The organism is Acidovorax sp., from assembly GCF_034519795.1.
In the GTDB taxonomy this organism is placed as follows: domain Bacteria; phylum Pseudomonadota; class Gammaproteobacteria; order Burkholderiales; family Burkholderiaceae_C; genus Acidovorax.
Genome location: NZ_JAXHOB010000009.1, coordinates 303,184 through 319,602 on the forward strand (window position 1 = coordinate 303,184; position 16,419 = coordinate 319,602).

General features: G+C 64.0%; 18 protein-coding genes. 9 read left to right on the forward strand and 9 right to left on the reverse strand.

What is annotated here, in order from left to right; all coding sequences use genetic code 11:
- Positions 1 to 73 precede the first annotated feature (73 nt).
- The 6 genes from U5N23_RS12095 (at position 74) to U5N23_RS12120 (ending at position 6,608) form a co-directional block, all read left to right on the forward strand.
- Positions 74 to 916 (forward strand): IclR family transcriptional regulator, encoded by an 843-nt coding sequence (locus U5N23_RS12095; protein ID WP_322593052.1) that lies wholly within the window; start codon positions 74 to 76, stop codon positions 914 to 916.
- A 40-nt stretch (positions 917 to 956) separates the two neighbouring features.
- Complete coding sequence (locus U5N23_RS12100; protein WP_322593053.1) at positions 957 to 2,252, forward strand: aconitase X catalytic domain-containing protein; 1,296 nt, start codon at positions 957 to 959, stop codon at positions 2,250 to 2,252.
- On the forward strand, positions 2,249 to 2,704 hold the full coding sequence (locus U5N23_RS12105) for an aconitase X swivel domain-containing protein (RefSeq protein WP_322593054.1): 456 nt from the start codon (positions 2,249 to 2,251) through the stop codon (positions 2,702 to 2,704). Before U5N23_RS12100 ends, U5N23_RS12105 begins: the two co-directional genes overlap by 4 nt.
- The gene (locus tag U5N23_RS12110; protein WP_322593055.1) at positions 2,701 to 4,380 is read left to right on the forward strand and encodes a dihydroxy-acid dehydratase; all 1,680 of its coding nucleotides are present in this window, start codon (positions 2,701 to 2,703) and stop codon (positions 4,378 to 4,380) included. The genes U5N23_RS12105 and U5N23_RS12110 overlap by 4 nt, the downstream gene beginning before the upstream one ends.
- A gap of 120 nt (positions 4,381 to 4,500) precedes the next feature.
- Positions 4,501 to 5,631, forward strand: coding sequence for a porin (locus U5N23_RS12115; RefSeq protein ID WP_322593056.1), 1,131 nt, complete (start codon positions 4,501 to 4,503; stop codon positions 5,629 to 5,631).
- Positions 5,632 to 5,645: 14 nt separating this feature from the next.
- Positions 5,646 to 6,608, forward strand: a complete 963-nt coding sequence (locus tag U5N23_RS12120) for a tripartite tricarboxylate transporter substrate binding protein (RefSeq protein ID WP_322593057.1) — start codon at positions 5,646 to 5,648, stop codon at positions 6,606 to 6,608.
- 295 nt (positions 6,609 to 6,903) lie between these two features.
- On the opposite strand, the gene U5N23_RS12125 is transcribed toward U5N23_RS12120, so the two are convergent.
- Complete coding sequence (locus tag U5N23_RS12125) at positions 6,904 to 7,290, reverse strand: hypothetical protein (protein WP_322593058.1); 387 nt, start codon at positions 7,288 to 7,290, stop codon at positions 6,904 to 6,906.
- A gap of 267 nt (positions 7,291 to 7,557) precedes the next feature.
- Here U5N23_RS12125 and U5N23_RS12130 point away from each other — a divergent pair, with 267 nt between their 5' ends.
- Both U5N23_RS12130 and U5N23_RS12135 read left to right on the forward strand, forming a co-directional pair.
- A complete protein-coding gene (locus tag U5N23_RS12130; protein WP_322593059.1) occupies positions 7,558 to 8,199 on the forward strand; it encodes a DUF6806 family protein in 642 nt (213 codons plus the stop codon).
- A gap of 67 nt (positions 8,200 to 8,266) precedes the next feature.
- Positions 8,267 to 8,800 (forward strand): M48 family metallopeptidase, encoded by a 534-nt coding sequence (locus tag U5N23_RS12135; protein WP_322593226.1) that lies wholly within the window; start codon positions 8,267 to 8,269, stop codon positions 8,798 to 8,800.
- A 49-nt stretch (positions 8,801 to 8,849) separates the two neighbouring features.
- Here the strand turns inward: U5N23_RS12135 and U5N23_RS12140 are convergent, their stop codons facing one another.
- The 3 genes from U5N23_RS12140 to U5N23_RS12150 all read right to left on the reverse strand — a co-directional run bounded on the left by U5N23_RS12140 (position 8,850) and on the right by U5N23_RS12150 (position 12,205).
- Positions 8,850 to 9,527: a TonB family protein gene (locus U5N23_RS12140; protein WP_322593060.1), complete on the reverse strand. Its 678-nt coding sequence runs from the start codon at positions 9,525 to 9,527 to the stop codon at positions 8,850 to 8,852.
- Between the two features lie 32 nt (positions 9,528 to 9,559).
- Positions 9,560 to 10,459: a glutamate racemase gene (gene murI / locus U5N23_RS12145; protein ID WP_322593061.1), complete on the reverse strand. Its 900-nt coding sequence runs from the start codon at positions 10,457 to 10,459 to the stop codon at positions 9,560 to 9,562.
- 192 nt (positions 10,460 to 10,651) lie between these two features.
- Complete coding sequence (locus U5N23_RS12150) at positions 10,652 to 12,205, reverse strand: fumarate hydratase (protein ID WP_322593062.1); 1,554 nt, start codon at positions 12,203 to 12,205, stop codon at positions 10,652 to 10,654.
- Positions 12,206 to 12,548: 343 nt separating this feature from the next.
- Here U5N23_RS12150 and U5N23_RS12155 point away from each other — a divergent pair, with 343 nt between their 5' ends.
- Positions 12,549 to 12,896: a KTSC domain-containing protein gene (locus U5N23_RS12155; RefSeq protein WP_322593063.1), complete on the forward strand. Its 348-nt coding sequence runs from the start codon at positions 12,549 to 12,551 to the stop codon at positions 12,894 to 12,896.
- Positions 12,897 to 12,923: 27 nt separating this feature from the next.
- Here U5N23_RS12155 and U5N23_RS12160 read toward each other — a convergent pair whose 3' ends face one another.
- From U5N23_RS12160 to U5N23_RS12180, 5 genes are all read right to left on the reverse strand, one after another.
- Positions 12,924 to 13,145, reverse strand: coding sequence for a hypothetical protein (locus tag U5N23_RS12160; RefSeq protein WP_322593064.1), 222 nt, complete (start codon positions 13,143 to 13,145; stop codon positions 12,924 to 12,926).
- Positions 13,142 to 13,357, reverse strand: a complete 216-nt coding sequence (locus U5N23_RS12165) for a hypothetical protein (RefSeq protein ID WP_322593065.1) — start codon at positions 13,355 to 13,357, stop codon at positions 13,142 to 13,144. Before U5N23_RS12165 ends, U5N23_RS12160 begins: the two co-directional genes overlap by 4 nt.
- Before the next feature lie 156 nt (positions 13,358 to 13,513).
- The gene (locus tag U5N23_RS12170) at positions 13,514 to 14,344 is read right to left on the reverse strand and encodes a hypothetical protein (RefSeq protein WP_322593066.1); all 831 of its coding nucleotides are present in this window, start codon (positions 14,342 to 14,344) and stop codon (positions 13,514 to 13,516) included.
- 51 nt (positions 14,345 to 14,395) lie between these two features.
- On the reverse strand, positions 14,396 to 15,379 hold the full coding sequence (locus tag U5N23_RS12175; RefSeq protein WP_322593067.1) for a DUF3644 domain-containing protein: 984 nt from the start codon (positions 15,377 to 15,379) through the stop codon (positions 14,396 to 14,398).
- 561 nt (positions 15,380 to 15,940) lie between these two features.
- The gene (locus U5N23_RS12180) at positions 15,941 to 16,183 is read right to left on the reverse strand and encodes a hypothetical protein (protein WP_322593068.1); all 243 of its coding nucleotides are present in this window, start codon (positions 16,181 to 16,183) and stop codon (positions 15,941 to 15,943) included.
- Between the last annotated feature and the right edge of the window lie 236 nt (positions 16,184 to 16,419).

Sequence of the window (16,419 nt, forward strand, 5' to 3'; positions counted from 1 at the left end):
GGTTTTTGCCATGCGCCCGACCGACCTCCTTTCGCCAGCCTCTACATTGCAGAGTCTTGCAAAGGGTTCTTCCATGTCCACTGACAAAAACGACGCCTCCTTGTCTGCCGCCGAATCCGCCGATGCGCGCGGTGACCGTTCCGACACCGTAAGCGCGCTGGAGCGCGGCATCTCGGTGCTGCGCTGCTTCAGCGAAGAGCGCCCGGTGCTCGGCCATGCCGACGTCGCGCGCATGACCGGCATCCCGCGGCCCACCATCAACCGGCTGGTCGCCACGCTGCTCTCGCTGGGCATGCTCAAGCCCGCGCAGGCGCCCGACCGCTTCATGCTCGGGCCGGGCGTGGTGTCGCTGTCGCGCGTGTTCCTGGGCAGCCTGGATGTGCGCGCCGCGGCACGCCCGAGCATGCAGGCGATGGCGGAGGAGGTGGGTGCCTCGGTCTATCTGGCCATCCGCGACGGCATGGAGATGGTGCTGATCGAGGCCTGCCGGCCGCGCTCGTCGATGCTCTCGGCGCGGCTGGACGTGGGCTCGCGCGCGCCGCTGGCCAACTCGGCCCTGGGCCGGGCCTACCTGTCGGCCCTGCCCGAGGCGCAGCGCAACCAACTGGTCGATTCGATGCGCCTGCTGCGCGGACCCGAGTGGGACAGCATTGCGCCCGGCATGAACCGCGCCATCGGCGAAGCCCGGCGCCTGGGCTACTGCCTGTCGCTCGGCGAATTCCACCGCGAGATCAATTCGGTGTCGGTGCCCCTGATCGGGCCCGACGGCGAGGTGATGGCGCTCAACGGCGGCGGCGCGGGCTTCGTCTTCACCGAAGAACGCCTGCGCAGCGAACTGGCACCGCGCCTGCACGACATCGCGCTGACCATTGCGCGCGACATCGGGGGCCATGTGCCCACCCCTTTGCCGGGATAGCCCGGCACCCCACGACAACAAAAGAACGGAGACACAGGCCATGTACCTGAGCGATGAAGAACAAGCCATGATGGACGGCCGCGACGGGCCGGCCCTGCAGAAGGCGATGGACCTTTTGGTGCGCTACGGCGAGGCCCTGGGGGCCGAGCGCCTGGTGGAGACGCGCAACGTCTGCGCCAGCATCACCTCGACCACGCCCTTCCAGCGCGATTTCGCGCTCGCCAAGGGCGGCGGCATGGACGCGGTGTTCTCCGAATTCAGCCTGGACAGCCAGGAGACCGTGAAGATCCCCAAGTTCAAGGTCTTCACCAGCCACCTGCAGCTGGGCTTCGACCCTGGCCAGCCCGAACGCATGGGCGTGAGCGAGGCAATCGTGAACTTCTACCACCAGAGCGAGCGCCACGCGGCCGGCCTGGGCGCGCAGATCATGAACACCTGCACCCCCTACCAGGTGGGCAACATCCCGACGCGCGGCGAGCACTGTGCGTGGATGGAGTCGTCGGCGGTGGTGTACTGCAACTCGGTGCTGGGCGCGCGCACCAACACCGAAGGCCGCGAGAGCACGGGTGCGGCCATGCTCACCGGCCGCATCCCCTACTGGGGCTACCACCTGGATGAGAACCGCCACGCCACGCATGTGGTCGAGCTCGACGTCGAGGTGGAATCGGTGCAGGACTGGGGCCTGCTTGGCTACTTCATGGGCGAGCATGTGCAGGAGCGCGTGCCCGTGGTGCACCGCAAGGGCGGCATCGGCTGCGTGCCCAACCTGCCGCGGCTCAAGCACTTCGGCGCTGCGGCATCGTCCTCGGGTGGCGTGGAGATGTACCACATCGTCGGCGTCACGCCCGAAGCGCTGACCCTGGAACAGGCGCTGGGCGGCCGCAAGCCGGTGCAGGTGCTGCGCTACGGCGAGGCCGAGCGCCGCGCCACCTACGAGAAGATCAACGCCACCGGCAAGGATGCCGAAGTCCAGTACGTGATGCTGGGCTGCCCGCACTACACCATCGAGCAGATCTGGGAGGCCGCGCAGCTCATCGAAGGCCGCAGGATCCACCCCGATTGCGAGCTGTGGATCTTTACGCCGCGCGCCATCAAGTCGCTGGCCGACCGCAACGGCTACACCAAGATCATCGAGGACGCGGGCGGCATCCTCATGACCGACAGCTGCTCGGCCATGAGCCGCGCCGTGCCCAAGGGAACGAAGACCGTGGCGCTCGACTCGGCCAAGCAGGCGCACTACCTGCCCGCCATCCTGGGCGTGCAGGCCTGGTTCGGCAGCACGGCCGAATGCATCGACGCAGCCTGCACCGGCCGCTGGAACGGAGGCCAGGCATGAGCGATGCAGTCGTCACTGAAACAACCATCGTGATCCGTGGCCGCAAGGTGGTGGGCGGCGTGGCCGAAGGCGAGGCGCTGGTCACGCATGACCGCATCTCGGGCTGGGGCGGCATCGATCCGCGCACCGGCACCGTCGTCGAGACGCGGCACGAACTGCGCGGCCAGAGCTTCGCGGGCAAGGTGCTGGTGTTTCCGGGGGCCAAGGGCTCGTCGGGCTGGTCGGCCATGTTCCACATGACCCGGCTCATGAATGTGGCGCCCGCAGCCTTCCTGTTCAACGAGATGACGACCAAGATGGCGCTGGGCGCCGTGGTCACGCACGCGCCATCGATGACCGACTTCGAGCGCGACCCGCTGGCCTGCATCGCCACCGGCGATTGGGTGCGCGTGGACGCGGACCGCGGCGTGGTCGAGATCACCAAGAAAAACCTGTCCGGAGACCGCCCATGACCCGCCCCCTGCGCAGCAACTTCCCGCGCGGCTCTTACCTCTGGTCGGTGCGCAACGCGCACTGGCGCGCGCTCGGCATCCCCGAGGAGGATTGCGAGAAGCCCAAGATCGCCATCGTCAACAGCTCCTCGGAGCTGGCCGCATGCTTCAGCCACCTGGACAAGGTGGCGGCAGAGATCAAGCTTGCCATTCGTGCGGCGGGCGGCGTGCCCTTCGAGATCCGAACGGCCGCCCCCAGCGACTTCATCACCGGAGCCGGTGCGCGCGGTGCCTATATGCTCGGCGCGCGCGACCTGGTGACCAACGACATCGAGGTCGCGGTCGAAGGCGCGCAGCTCGATGGCATGGTCTGCCTGACCTCGTGCGACAAGACCGTGCCAGGCCAGCTCATGGCGGCGGCGCGGCTGAACATACCCACGCTGCTCGTGCCCTGCGGCTACCAGCAAAGCGGCGAGTACCGCGGCCGGCACATGGACATCGAAGAGGTGTTCATCGGCGCGATGCACGCGGTGACAGGCCACCTGCCGGTGGAGGAGCTGGTGGGCATGAGCCGCGAGGCGATCCGCGGGCCGGGCGTGTGCTCGGGCCTGGGCACGGCCAACTCCATGCACATCGTCTGCGAGGCGCTCGGCCTGGCCCTGCCTGGCAGCGCGCCGGTGGCCGCGCTGAGCACCAAGATGATGGACGACGTGCGCGCGGCTGGCGCGCGCATCGTGCAGATGGTGCTCGACGACCTGAAGCCGCGCGACATCCTTTCGCCCGGCGCCTTTGCCAATGCGGTGCGCGCGGTGCTGTCGGTCGGTGGCTCGCTCAACACGGCCAAGCACCTGCAGGCCGTGGCGACCGAAGGGGAGTGCGGTGTCGACGTGTACGGCCTGTTCGAAAGCCTGGGCCCGACGACGCCGGTGCTGGCCGGCGTGCGGCCCATCGGCGAGCACAGTATCGAGGCCTTCGAGGCCGCAGGCGGCTGCCGCGCGCTGATGAAGCAGCTCGCGCCCCTGCTCGACACCAGCGCCCTGACCGTGACGGGTGGCACCGTGGCCGACAACCTGCGCCACGCCGAAGTGGCGGATGCCGAGGTGATCCGCCCCATCGACCGCCCGGTGGCACCGCTGCCGGCCATCGTGCTGCTGCGCGGCAACCTGGCGCCCGAGTCGGGCCTGATCAAGACCGGCATCGTGGAGCGCAAGGTGCGCCGCTTCACCGGCCCGGCCGTGTGCTTCTGGACCTCCGACGCGGCCATTGCGGCGCTCAAGACCGGCGCCATCGTGCCCGGCCAGGTGGTGGTGATGCGCGGCGCCGGTGCCTGCGGCGGCCCGGCCATGGGCGGCGGCGCATCGCGCGTGGTCTTCGCGGTCGATGGTGCCGGCCTGGGCGACCAGGTCGCGATCCTGACCGACGGGCACCTCTCGGGCCTGGTCTGCAAGGGCCTGGTGGTGGCCGAGGTATCGCCCGAGGCCGCGCTGGGCGGGCCGCTCGGCCTGGTGCGCGACGGCGATGTGATCACCATCGACCTCGACGCGCGCCGCCTCGATATCGCGCTCAGCGATGCCGAGTTGCAGGCACGCCGCGCCGACTGGCAGGCACCGCCGCCCGCATTCGACACCGGCTGGCTGCAGCAGTACCGGCGCAACGTGAGCCCGCTGTCCAAGGGCGCGGTGCTGGTGCGCACCTAAGCCTTTTCCCCCGGCCTTCGCCAACCGGTGCGGACCTGCGTCCGCCCCCGGTGGCGCAGCCATGCGCGATTTTCGAGTGAGTTGTTCAACCCAGAGAAGAAAGAAGCAGGAGACAAAACCATGAAGACGAAACCATTGTGGATCTGTTCGGCCATTGCACTGGCCTGCGGCGCGGCGCACGCGCAATCGAGCGTCACCCTGTTCGGCGTGGTGGACCTTGGCGTGCAGTACACCAAGGGCGGCGGCAACGGCTCGGTGAGGGCGCTGTCCAACGGCGGGCTGTCGACCAGCCGCATCGGCTTTCGCGGCACCGAGGACCTGGGTGGCGGCCTGCGCGCGGGCTTCTGGCTCGAAGGCAGCCTGAACCCCGATTCCGGCACCGGCCGGGCCACCAACACCAACAACCAGACCACGGGCGCGACCGCGGCCGGGCCGCTGGCCTTCGATCGCATGTCCTTCGTGAGCCTGTCGCACGAGAGCTTTGGTGAAGTCCGGCTGGGCCGCGACTTCATTCCCACGCACTACAACAGCATCTACTTCGACCCCTTCAATGCCAACGGCGTGGCGCGGGCCGGCAACCTCACCTTTGCGGGTGTGGGCACCGGGCCGCTGCCCACCGCCATCACCGGCAGCAACACCGTGAGCTACTGGCTGCCGGGCAAGCTCGGCGGCTTCTACGGCATGGCGATGGTGGGCACGGGGGAGAACCTGTCCACCGCGGAGAACAGCGACGATGGCAACTTCGCAGGGGCGCGCCTGGGATTCGCCTCGGGTCCCTTCGACATCGCGGCGGCCGTCACGCGCTCGCACTTCAGCAGCACCGCCGCCATCGGCAACTACACGCATGCCAACATCGGCGGTACCTGGGACGTGGGCTTTGCCAAGTTCTTCGCGCTCTACAACCGCGTGGCGGTGAAGCTCGCCGGCGGTTCGCTGCGCAAGAACACGGCCGAGATCGGCGCGCACATTCCGGCGGGTGAAGTGGGTCGCATCCGGCTGAGCTATGCCTTCCTGGACGACCGCAGCGACAGCGGCCTGCGCACTGCGGGAGGCCTGGCGCGCAGCGGCGACGACGCGCGCCAGCTCGGCGCAGGCTATGTGCACAACCTCTCCAAGCGCACGGCGCTCTACGGCACCTGGGCGCGGATATCGAACAAGGGCGAGGCGCGCTATGTGGTCAGCGGCGGCGCGGCACCGGCTGGCGGGCGCAGCTCGTCGGGCTGGGAGTTCGGCGTACGGCACATCTTCTGAAAAGGAGCAGGCACATGCGACGCAGACACCTCATCACCCTGGCGGCCGGCGCGGCACTGCCGGCCATGCAGGCCTTTGGCGCCGAGACCTTTCCGGACAAGCCCCTGCGCCTGACCGTGGGCTTTGCGCCCGGCGGCGGCGCCGACGCACTCACGCGCATCATTGCCGAGGGGCTGTCCAAGCAGCTCGGCCAGCAGGTGATCGTGGACAACCGCCCCGGCGCCGACGGCGTGCTGGCGGCGCAGGCCACATCGTCCGCCAAACCGGACGGCTATACGCTGCTGATGGGCACCAACACCGCGATGGTGGCCGCGCCCACCTTGCGGCCCACGCCGCCCTACGACCCGTTCAAGGCCTTCACGCCGATCAGCTCGGCCGGCCAGTTCTCGATGTTCCTGGTGGTGCCGTCCAGCCTGCCCGTGAAGAACCTGAACGAGCTGCTGGCCCTGGTGGCGGCCAAGCCCGGGGCCTACAACTCGGCGTCGAGCAACAGTGCATCGGAACTGGCCATGCTGCAGCTGCTGGGCGAGCAGCGCAAGGTGGTCAACGCGCGCTACAAAGGCGACATGCAGGCCATGACCGACCTGCTGGGCGGGCAGATCCACATGATGTTCACCACCGGCACGCTGGCGCCCGGCTTCGTGAAGGAGGGGCGCATCCGCGCGCTGGCCACGCTGCTGCCGCAGCGCAGCGCCTTGCTGCCCGACGTGCCCACGGGCGCAGAGCTCGGGCTGGGCAAGCTCACCATCACGCCCTGGGCCGGCTTCTTCGGGCCGCCGGGGCTGCCGCAGGCCATCACCGACAAGCTGTCCAGAGAGCTGCAGAACACCCTCAAGCGGCCCGAGGTGCATGCGCAGCTGGTGCAGCAGGGCTTCGAGGGCTACGGCATGGGCCCGGCGAAGTTCGCCGAGTTCTTTCGCACGCAGTACGACGCCTTTGGCGCCACGGTGCGGCAGCACAACGTGAAGTTCGAGTAGTGCAGGCTGCGCCGCGCCAAGGAGTCCCGGCGCGGTGCAGCCGGTCTTCAGCGAGGTGTCGCAGGGCGGGCGTATGCCGCAAGGCGCCGGCTCCGGCACGCAGGCGGAGGGGCGGGGGCGGGCCTGCGGAACGGGTATGGCAACCTCCGCATGGCCCTTGGAGCGCATCGGGTCTTTGATGACCACCCGATCGCAGGGAAGGGATATCGGGTTTCTTCCCATCGATACACCCCCTTGAAGGATTTCGGCGCCTTCGGGGTGATCTTGTCCGTGGTGGCCAGAAGGCTCGTCCCCGTCACAGCGGTTTGCCGCACCACACGGGCCATATGTACACAAAGGCGCCGGCGGGCTCCAGGGCCTCGAACAGCACGCGACCGTCTTCTCTCACCATGAAGCGTTCGAAACCGCCGTACCCGCCGTAGGAGTTCTTTGCATTGACGTTCCCGCAAAGCGAAACCTGGGGCGCGTCGGAGGTGTCGGACAGGCTCAGGAACTCGCCTTTCACCCTGGCGCTTTCGGGATCTTTCAGGTTCTCGATCATGAGCTTGCGAAGTCGCTCGATCTGGCGCTTGTGGGTGGGCTGGGCTTTCCCTGCGGCGGCCTTGGCCGGGTCCGCAGCGAAGGCGCCGCAGCATCCGGCGGCAAGGGTCCAACATACCAGTGTGGCGGGCAATGTGCGCATGGGTTGGCTGGGAGGATGGGGTGATTGGCAATGGTGCGCAGAAAGATACCAAAGAACCGTGGCGAATTTCTGCCAACCCTGTGCAGAGCACCTGCGTCGAGCACATCGCCTGATGCCCTTGGCGCCATGAGAAAATAGCGCTATCGTGGGGCCGAAAGGATGCACCAAGCGCAAATCCAGGCTCCCGTTCCCCCAAAATCCAGGGCAAGCCAGTAGGCATGAGGCTTGCCGACCCCGGTTCCGGGCACCATTACGATTCGAAAAATCATGTCAAGTTACAACGCACCCTTCGAAATCCACGTCCACGGACAGGTCCAGCTGCGCGCCGATGCCAGCTTCGAACAGATCCAGGAGGCCTTGAAGCCCTTGTGGAAATACGCTGGCGCGCGTTCGCTGGCCGATGGAGCTGCCAGCGCCTACGAGGAAGAGCCCGGCATCAAGTACGACTCCCAGGAGCATCTGCTGCAGATGTGCTGGACGGTGCGCGGCGACGAGGATTTTCGCCAGTCGCTCGACGAGATGTGCATGAGCCTCAACGAACTGTCCGAACTGGGCGCCGCCATCGAGGTCACGTTCTACGACGCCGACTTCGATGAGGAAGACGAGGGCGAAGAGGGGGCCGAGTCGCGCGACGACTTCCTGATGCTCTTCGTGGGCCCCACGCCCGCGGCCATCATGCAGGTGCAGCGCGACCTGCTGGTGCAGGACGTGGTGAACATGATGGAACGCCACTTCGACGGCGCCGAGCTCGGCGGCGTGGTGGCCGAGATCGACAAGCTGTTCAGCCAGCGTTTCGACGCCCTGGTGAACTCGCTGGAGATCGGCAAGCCCCCCCGCGGCCCCGGTGGCGGCGGTTCGGGCGGCAGCGGCCATGGTGGCGGTGGCCGCCGTCCGCGGCATCTGCACTGATCGATCCTGCATCTCCCCGGCATCCACGGGCCCTTCGGGACTGCGGGGAATCTGGCGCATGACGACGATGACCGCCCCCGTGCTGCTGCCCTACCTGCAGTCCTACCCTGCGCCCCTGCAGCAGCAGGCGCGCGAGCTGCTCGCCCAGGGCCGGCTGGGTGCGGCGTTGCTCAAGAAGTACCCCGAGGCCCATGCCGTGCGCAGCGACAAGGCGCTGTACGACTATGCGCAGGCGCTCAAAAACCGCCACCTGCGCAATGCGGGCACCATCAACAAGGTGCTGTTCGACAACAAGATCCACGTGGTGCGGCACGCCCTGGGCCTGCACACCACGGTGTCGCGCGTGCAGGGCAATCGCCTGGCCACCAAGCACGAGATCCGCATCGCCGCGGTGTTCAAGCAGGGGCCGGACGAGTTTCTGCGCATGATCGTCGTGCACGAACTCGCGCACCTGCGCGAGAAGGACCACGGCAAGGCCTTCTACCAGCTGTGCCAGCACATGGAGCCGCAGTACCACCAGTATGAGTTCGACCTGCGCCTGTACCTCACGCATGTGGAGCACTCGGGCGAGCGGCTGTGGGGCGGCAGCGAGCAGGGCTGAAGGGCCGCTCGCCGGGCCCCACCTGTCACGGCGGGAGCCAGCAGTCAGCTCATTCCCACCTGCAGCGCTCCTGGGCCGGCACGGGCTCGGGTGCGGGTTTGCCGCTGTCGCGGTTGAAATCGAAACCGGTGATCACCACCAGCCGGCGGTAGCGCTGCGAACCATCGGCCATGGGCTTGGCCGGGGGCGTGCCGAAGGGGCCCGAGGCGCGCACGAGCTTGAGCATGTGCCCGTCCAGCGCGGGGTCTTGCGAGGACTGCAGCACATCGGCCTGGATCACCGCGCCGTCGTTGGCCAGGGTGACGCCCACCACGCCCTGGCCGTACAGCCGGTTTCCGTCCTTGCTCGGGAAATGGCGGGTGCCGCAGTCTTCGATGCGCCGCTTCATGCGTGCGTAGTAGGTCTTCATGGGCGCGCTCATGTTGGCGCCGGGCGATATGTACAGATCCCGCGGCGGATTGGCACGGCTTTCGATCTCTGCAATGCGGGCACGCAGCCGCTGCTTGCGCACGGTCTCCGGCATCTCTGCGAGCTGGCGCTTGAGGTCTCGCAGCATTTCGCGCTGGGCTTTTTCAAGCTCTGCGATCTGCGCGGCCTGCTCCTGTGTGGACAGTGGTGCGGGTGCGGGTGCGGGTGCGGGGGCCGGGGCAGTCTGCGCCGTCGCGCAGCAGGCTGCCAGCAGCGTTGCCAGCAGGGTCGAAAGGGCCAGAAGGGGCCGGATTTGCATGGGAAATGTCTTGCAGCGCATGGGGCGCGAGTCTAGAGGCTGTGTTGCGTGGTTTCGGTGGTTTCAGTGGTTTCCGAGGTGATCGCCACCGTATGGCAGCCGTCGGCCGGCACATCCAGCCAGCGCCGGGCTGCCGCCTGCAACTGCGGCAGGCCGCCGGTGGTGTACAGCTGCAGGTCCGGCGCAGCTGGTTGTTCCTGCGGCGCTGCCAGCAGGCCGGCGCCTTCGAGCAGCCGCCGCGTTTGGCGTGCCACGGGCTCGCCGGTCTCGATGAAGCGCACCGCCGGGCCCACCAACGTGCGCAGGTCGCGCTCGGCAAAGATGTAGTGCGTGCAGCCCAGCACCAGGGTGTCCATTTCGCCTGCGGCGGTGCCAAAGGCACCCATGGCCTCGATGTAGCGCTCGCACAGGTCCCAGGTCTCGGTGCCCTGGGGGCTGGCGGGCACGGGGCGGTCCACGCTGCGCTCGATGGCATGGGCCAGGCCATCGCAGGGCTGCACCACGAACTCGGCCTGGCCCTGCAGGCCGGCCAGCAGCTTGCCGAACTTGGCGCTGGTCAAGGTGCCGCGCGTGCCGATCACGCCCACGCGCCCGGTCTGCGTCACGGCCAGTGCCGGCTTGATGGCTGGCTCCAGCCCCACCAGCGGCAGCGCCGGGTAGCGGCTGCGCACCTCGTGGATAGCGGCCGCCGTGGCGGTGTTGCAGGCCACCACCAGTGCCTTGATGCCATGCTGCTCCAGCAGGTGGCGCGTGATGGCATGCGTGCGCGCGCCCACATAGGCATCGCCGCGCTCGCCATAGGGGGCATGCGCGCTGTCGGCCAGGTAGACGAAGCGCTCGTGCGGCAGTTCGGCGCGCAGGGCCCGCAGCACGCTCAGGCCACCCACGCCGCTGTCAAAGACGCCGATGGGCTGGGAATTCGGGGAGGTCATGGCGGGAAGGTGGCGGGGCGGGCGGTGGAAAAGAAAAGCGTGCCGAGCAATGTAACTCCACCGCACCTGCGGCGCACGGCGCGGGTATGAAAACCTGTTGTTGGGAACCAAGAAAAATCCCCCGGCGGCGCCTGGTGCGCTGCCGGGGGATCGGGGTCTTGGCCGGGCTCTTCAGCCGGCGCCGTCAGCCGGTCAGGCCGCCGCCACCTCAATACCGCGGAACTCGCCCGTGGCAATGCGTTTTTGCCACTCCGCCGGCCCGGTGATGTGCGCGCTGGTGCCCCCGGCATCCACCGCCACCGTCACCGGCATGTCCACCACGTCGAACTCGTAGATCGCTTCCATACCCAGGTCCGCAAAGCCCAGCACCTTGGCGGTCTTGATGGCCTTGCTCACCAGGTAGGCGGCACCACCCACGGCCATCAGGTAGGCGCTCTGGTGCTTCTTGATCGCCTCGATGGCCACCGGGCCGCGCTCGGACTTGCCGATCATCGCAATCAGGCCGGTCTCGGCCAGCATCATCTCGGTAAAGCCATCCATGCGCGTGGCGGTGGTCGGGCCGGCCGGGCCCACGGCCTCGTCACGCACCGGGTCCACCGGGCCCACGTAGTAGATCACGCGGTTGGTGAAGTCCACGGGCAGCTTTTCGCCCCGGGCCAGCATGTCCTTGATGCGCTTGTGCGCGGCGTCGCGGCCGGTGAGCATCTTGCCGTTGAGCAGAAGCGTGTCGCCGGGCTTCCAGCTGGCCACTTCTTCCTTGGTCAGGGTGTCGAGGTTGACCTTCCTGCTCTTGTTGTAGTCCGGTGCCCAGTTCACGTTGGGCCACAGGTCCAGCGAGGGCGGGGTCATGTACACCGGGCCCGAGCCATCCATCACGAAGTGCGCGTGGCGCGTGGCCGCGCAGTTGGGGATCATGGCCACGGGCTTGCTGGCCGCGTGCGTGGGGTACATCTTGATCTTCACGTCCAGCACCGTGGTCAGCCCGCCCAGGCCTTGCGCGCCAATGCCCAGGGCGTTGACCCGGTGGTACAGCTCCAGGCGCATCTCCTCGACCTTGTCGAGTTTGTCGCCGCGCGAGGACTTGGCCTGCAGCTCGTACATATCGAGGTCGTCCATCAGGCTTTCCTTGGCCAGCAGCACTGCCTTCTCGGCCGTGCCGCCGATGCCGATGCCGAGCATGCCCGGCGGGCACCAGCCGGCGCCCATGGTGGGCACGGTCTTGAGCACCCAGTCGATCACGCTGTCGCCGGGGTTGAGCATGATCATCTTGCTCTTGTTCTCGCTGCCGCCGCCCTTGGCCGCGACGGTGATGTCCACCGTGTTGCCGGGCACGATCTGCGCGAAGATCACCGCAGGCGTGTTGTCCTTGGTGTTCTTGCGGTCGAACTCGGGGTCGGCCACCACGCTGGCGCGCAGGGTGTTGTCGGGGTGGTTGTAGCCACGGCGCACGCCTTCGTTGATGGCGTCTTCCAGGCCGCCGGGAAAGCCTTCCCAGCGCACGTCCATGCCCACCTTCAAGAACACGTTGACGATGCCGGTGTCCTGGCAGATCGGGCGCTGGCCGGTGGCGCTCATCTTGCTGTTGGTCAGGATCTGGGCGATGGCGTCCTTGGCCGCGGCGCTCTGCTCGCGCTCGTAGGCGCGCGCCAGGTGGGCGATGTAGTCGCTGGGGTGGTAGTAGGAGATGTACTGCAGCGCAGCAGCAACGGACTCGACGAGATCGTCGTACTTGATCGTGGTGGTCATCGTGTTTCTGTCGTGGGCGGAACGGGTGCGTGTCTGTGCACACTGTGGCTGCCGCCTGGGACGGCGCCGGGGGCAATTATCCCACTGGGGTGCTTACAGCGTGCTGGCGTCGGGAATGGGAGCTCTGTGCTTCGGCCCTGCACGGATCTGTCAGGACACGCATGCGTCGCTGCGATCTGCCATGAGCTACCTGCATGTCACGTCAACGGCAGCGGCAGCAGCAGCAGCAGAGAAATCTGCTGTGCCCTGAAAAAAGCAAGCGTAGGTGCGACAAAAACCGCGAGGCGTCAGATGCAAAGGTGGGTAGGATGCCCAGCTACGACAACAACTCGGAGGGCAGATTTTGAAATTCATTCTTCTTTCAGCGCTTCTGTTGCTGTGCCAAACGGCGTCTGCGGAAACGGTGCAAGTCAAATACAACGGTGCGGTCTCCCTGGATGCGTTTGCCTGCTCGGATGTGAAAGAGGGCAGCGACGTGAAGCGCATTTGCTACGACAAGGCAGAGCGCTACATGCTCATCCAGTTGAAGTCCACCTATTACCAATACTGCTCGATTGACGCCACGACGGTACAGAACCTGCAGAGCGCAAGCTCAAAGCGCGAGTTCTTCGAGACCCGCATTCGTGGCTCGGGCTCAGACGGTCCATTCGGCTGCCGAACCCACCCAGTGCCGAAAAAGTACAAGGGCTAGTGTGAAGGGGAGCATGGCTACTCTTCGTTATGGCTTCGCCATGTACGCGAGCAGCAACTGCGCCTGCTCGTCGTCGTTGAGTGCTCGGGACAGGAACGCTTCCTGTGCGCGGATTCGGTTCAAATCGTCCTCTGCATCCTTCAAACCCCAGGTCGCCTCCGCAAGGTCGCGCTTTGCTAGTTCCGCTGCGAACTCCGCCTGCTTCCGCTCATAGTGGGCGCGAAGTGCCAAAGTGACAGCGGGGCTCATTCGTTTTCCCCCTGAACGGCCAAGCCGAACAGGATCATGCGGATGCGGGCTTTGTCTTGGGTGCTCAGCGTCAGATCGCTTTGGAAGTGTGGTTCCACGTAGTCGAGCGCTGCGTCGATGAGCTGGCTGCTTTGTTCTGGGTGATGGCGTGCGAGCCTGAGGTAGTTCAGCGCTTGCAGGGGTGAGGTTGCTTCAAAGGTCAGGTCTTCCATGTTAGTTCTCCAGGGGCTTCGTGCCCCACCCTCTATTGATCGCACGGGCTGGAAAACTGACGAATAGCAAGCGAAAAGTGATGAAAGCGATGAGCACCTGTACACCCGTAGCCAGGAACGCCTTGTCGGGGGCGTTGACCTAATCCCGTTACGCTTTCAAGCTACACCACCCGACTGTTTGGCTGCAAGCTTGGCCGCCTTCTTTGCATCCCGTTCTGCTTTGGCCTTCTCGTTCGCCCTTTGCTTCGCGAGCTGGCGCACTCCCTCCACAAGTTCTTTCGGGACGGTTACGTACTTGACCACCTCATCGATGATCTGGGGATTCAGAAAGAATGCCGAATTGCCTGCTTCCCAGTCCAGTCGCATTTTCACGCTCTTTCGCCGAGATGGACCGAAGAACAGGTTGTTCCAAATCAGGGCTTCACGCGCTGGGTGATCCTTTTTCTCCAAGATTTTTTCCAAAACGCCTGCATGGATGAGCGATCCTTTTTTGTAATTCTCTCTCGCGACGCGAATGGCATGCAGCTCACGAGCTAGCATGTTCTCTGATTTTCCGTCTTCTCCATCGATATCGTAGTCCAATGGACGGCAATACATTCGAAGTTCCCAGACTGCGCGATCAAATTGAGCGATGTCGAGCGGCTCAATGTCATACGAGAGAAGGTAATACCGATCATCTGCTCCGCTTTCTTCGAGGTTTTTAATGAACTTTAAAGTTCCGGTCGTGAGTTCGAGTTCGAATTTGCCGCGTTCTTTCATCCGATCAATGCCGGGAAGGACGGTGTGCCCCAGTTTTTGCGTATTCACGCGATTGAGTAGCAAGATGCCTTTTACATACTTCTCCAAGCAATGTAAGGCCGACCATCTGTAGGATTGGATGAGTCGTGCACGACAAGCCATCCGAGCAGTGATGTAGTCCTTGTCTGCCGTTTCGCGGAAGCTCCTGAGCGCGAAGTCGTTCACTAATACGTGCATCGGGTAGGGCATATGCAGATACTCTAAATAGTTCCGGGCTGTATGAATAGGCTGTGAGCGATTTTATTTTTTGAATTTCGAAGAGTTCTCCGTGCAGTGATTTTCTACTATTGTTACCCAAGGCTCGTACCAATACCAAGTGTTAACTAGCTGAACCCCCAGCGGTGGTTTCGATTTTTTGGCATTCAATTTTCCCCATAGATCAGAGTGGTGATGCATTTTGAATTCTGTATAGCCTTTGCCCTGCATTTTTTCGACAATTTGCTTGGGAAGGTACTTGGCTTTCTCTGTATCTTTGATAACAGCGTAGCTTTTGTTTATGTCCTTTGCCAGAGTTGAATCAGATTTGATGAACTCTACGACTTGGTCGGCTTGGCTTTGGTGATTTGCAAGTTTTTGCACGAATAAAATTCGATAGGCAAACTTTGGATCGTTGTATTCATCAAGCGTGAGTTTTTCGTCGAATTGATCTATGTAGGCTTGAATGTGAGCTGGTAGTCCCGACGCTGCCTTGAGGCCTTCAATCTGATCAGTGCTTATTGAAGAAAATTGAAGGCTGAACGCCAGATGCTTGTCTATCCCTAGTTCATCTCCAAAAAGGCGCTTGATCAGTTCGTTGTAATTCAAGCAGCATGCTTGAAATCTCGCACTTATGCGCTCATCAAGGCGTGTAGTCATCTGGTGCTCGATCTCATGGCGAAGTCCTATAAGGAATCTAAGATTTGTCGCTACAGGCTTTTCCACCGGCGAATCCTTATCATTAAGGCATCGCTCCAGTTCCCAAAATTTGAACGCTCCCTTAGTAGTTTTGTCAAATTTACGCCGCGTCCCCACAACCCTGTTGTGGCGGTACTCAATCCCGCGCTTCCTAAAGTACGCATGAAGTAAGTAGGTCCACGAGATGATCATGAGAACCACAAAGATTTCAGATTTAAAAGTAATCGCAGGGTTGTTGAAAACCTGGACGGCAGCGAGCGCCGCTTCTCTTGATTTTTTAATCAATTCGTTTGAAATGGATCCAACAGTCCTGACGCGCTGAGTTGTCATGTTTACTTTCGACTATTTGTCTTGCAAACATGGTAGACAAAACGTTACATTTGGCAAGTCAAAAATTGCGCGAGGGGACATACATGGGAATACGACGCACTTGGTCAACAGCCGCGTTTAGCCTACTTTTGTCCTGCCCCGCGCTCGCTCAAAACCCGCCAACAGACGTTGACCTCAAGACGGCCTACTGTATTGGGGTGCTGGAGCATCGCATTGCGACCATGGAAGACTTCGCAAAGCGCAACAAGGAGATTGAGAAGTATTCGGAAGAGATGCTTCGTCAGCCCCGATCAGATCTTCATAGGCTGCGAAACTATCTCCTGCCAAGAGCGCCAAAGCTTGATCTTGACGGGGTAGTAGCGGCCAAGAACCGTGGGGCTATTGATCGGCAAGCGTCTGTCCGTCAGACCGAATTTTGTCTGGACCGGTGTCCACTGGCAGCGAAGGCTGGCAGCCCGGCAGTGGACAAATGGAATCAGTGTCTCGCGAGCTGCGGTTCACAGGAACCAGCGGTTGCCCGTGAGGACTCATGCAAGAACGTGAACTGGCTACCGTTCTAAATTACCGCCCGTACTTGCCCGGGTAACGGGCTTTCAGCCATGCGGCCATGTTCTCCAGCGCCAGTTCCGCGAGGTCCATGGTGGGGGCGATCAGCCAAGTCTGCGGCCATCGGTCAAGGTAGCCGTCATCCCACTCACGCCCATCGATGAGGATCATGCCCTCGTCGCTGAGCTTGCGTAGCTGGGCGTTTGTGAGCGCAGGCAGGACGTGGCTTTTCACACCTGCTATGGAGTTGATGGTCACGTGCCAATTGTTTGAGTCCACCTTCTGGCTAATCACCAAACCTTGGGGTACCGGCCTGGACTTGATGAGTGGCACTGGCAGATAGACGCCGTGGTAGCGCAGGCGGATCACCACTGCAGGGTAGCCCGCGCGAGCGCGCAAGGCGCGGTCGGCGTCACTGCCGGGGCTTGCACGGCCGAGGGTGTAAGCGCCTGGAAGAGACATCAAGCATACTGTGAGAAATAACAGTGTATGCC

What these genes read in the sequence shown, in the direction of transcription:
- U5N23_RS12120 (WP_322593057.1), top strand. Translation starts at nt 5,646, where the DNA reads ATGCGACGCAGACACCTCATCACCCTGGCGGCCGGCGCGGCACTGCCG.
- U5N23_RS12130 (WP_322593059.1), top strand. Translation starts at nt 7,558, where the DNA reads ATGTCAAGTTACAACGCACCCTTCGAAATCCACGTCCACGGACAGGTC.
- U5N23_RS12135 (WP_322593226.1), top strand. Translation starts at nt 8,267, where the DNA reads ATGACCGCCCCCGTGCTGCTGCCCTACCTGCAGTCCTACCCTGCGCCC.
- murI (WP_322593061.1), bottom strand. Translation starts at nt 10,459, where the DNA reads ATGACCTCCCCGAATTCCCAGCCCATCGGCGTCTTTGACAGCGGCGTG.
- U5N23_RS12115 (WP_322593056.1), top strand. Translation starts at nt 4,501, where the DNA reads ATGAAGACGAAACCATTGTGGATCTGTTCGGCCATTGCACTGGCCTGC.
- U5N23_RS12095 (WP_322593052.1), top strand. Translation starts at nt 74, where the DNA reads ATGTCCACTGACAAAAACGACGCCTCCTTGTCTGCCGCCGAATCCGCC.
- U5N23_RS12175 (WP_322593067.1), bottom strand. Translation starts at nt 15,379, where the DNA reads ATGACAACTCAGCGCGTCAGGACTGTTGGATCCATTTCAAACGAATTG.
- U5N23_RS12150 (WP_322593062.1), bottom strand. Translation starts at nt 12,205, where the DNA reads ATGACCACCACGATCAAGTACGACGATCTCGTCGAGTCCGTTGCTGCT.
- U5N23_RS12125 (WP_322593058.1), bottom strand. Translation starts at nt 7,290, where the DNA reads ATGCGCACATTGCCCGCCACACTGGTATGTTGGACCCTTGCCGCCGGA.
- U5N23_RS12110 (WP_322593055.1), top strand. Translation starts at nt 2,701, where the DNA reads ATGACCCGCCCCCTGCGCAGCAACTTCCCGCGCGGCTCTTACCTCTGG.
- U5N23_RS12160 (WP_322593064.1), bottom strand. Translation starts at nt 13,145, where the DNA reads ATGAGCCCCGCTGTCACTTTGGCACTTCGCGCCCACTATGAGCGGAAG.
- U5N23_RS12105 (WP_322593054.1), top strand. Translation starts at nt 2,249, where the DNA reads ATGAGCGATGCAGTCGTCACTGAAACAACCATCGTGATCCGTGGCCGC.
- U5N23_RS12140 (WP_322593060.1), bottom strand. Translation starts at nt 9,527, where the DNA reads ATGCAAATCCGGCCCCTTCTGGCCCTTTCGACCCTGCTGGCAACGCTG.
- U5N23_RS12170 (WP_322593066.1), bottom strand. Translation starts at nt 14,344, where the DNA reads ATGCCCTACCCGATGCACGTATTAGTGAACGACTTCGCGCTCAGGAGC.
- U5N23_RS12165 (WP_322593065.1), bottom strand. Translation starts at nt 13,357, where the DNA reads ATGGAAGACCTGACCTTTGAAGCAACCTCACCCCTGCAAGCGCTGAAC.
- U5N23_RS12100 (WP_322593053.1), top strand. Translation starts at nt 957, where the DNA reads ATGTACCTGAGCGATGAAGAACAAGCCATGATGGACGGCCGCGACGGG.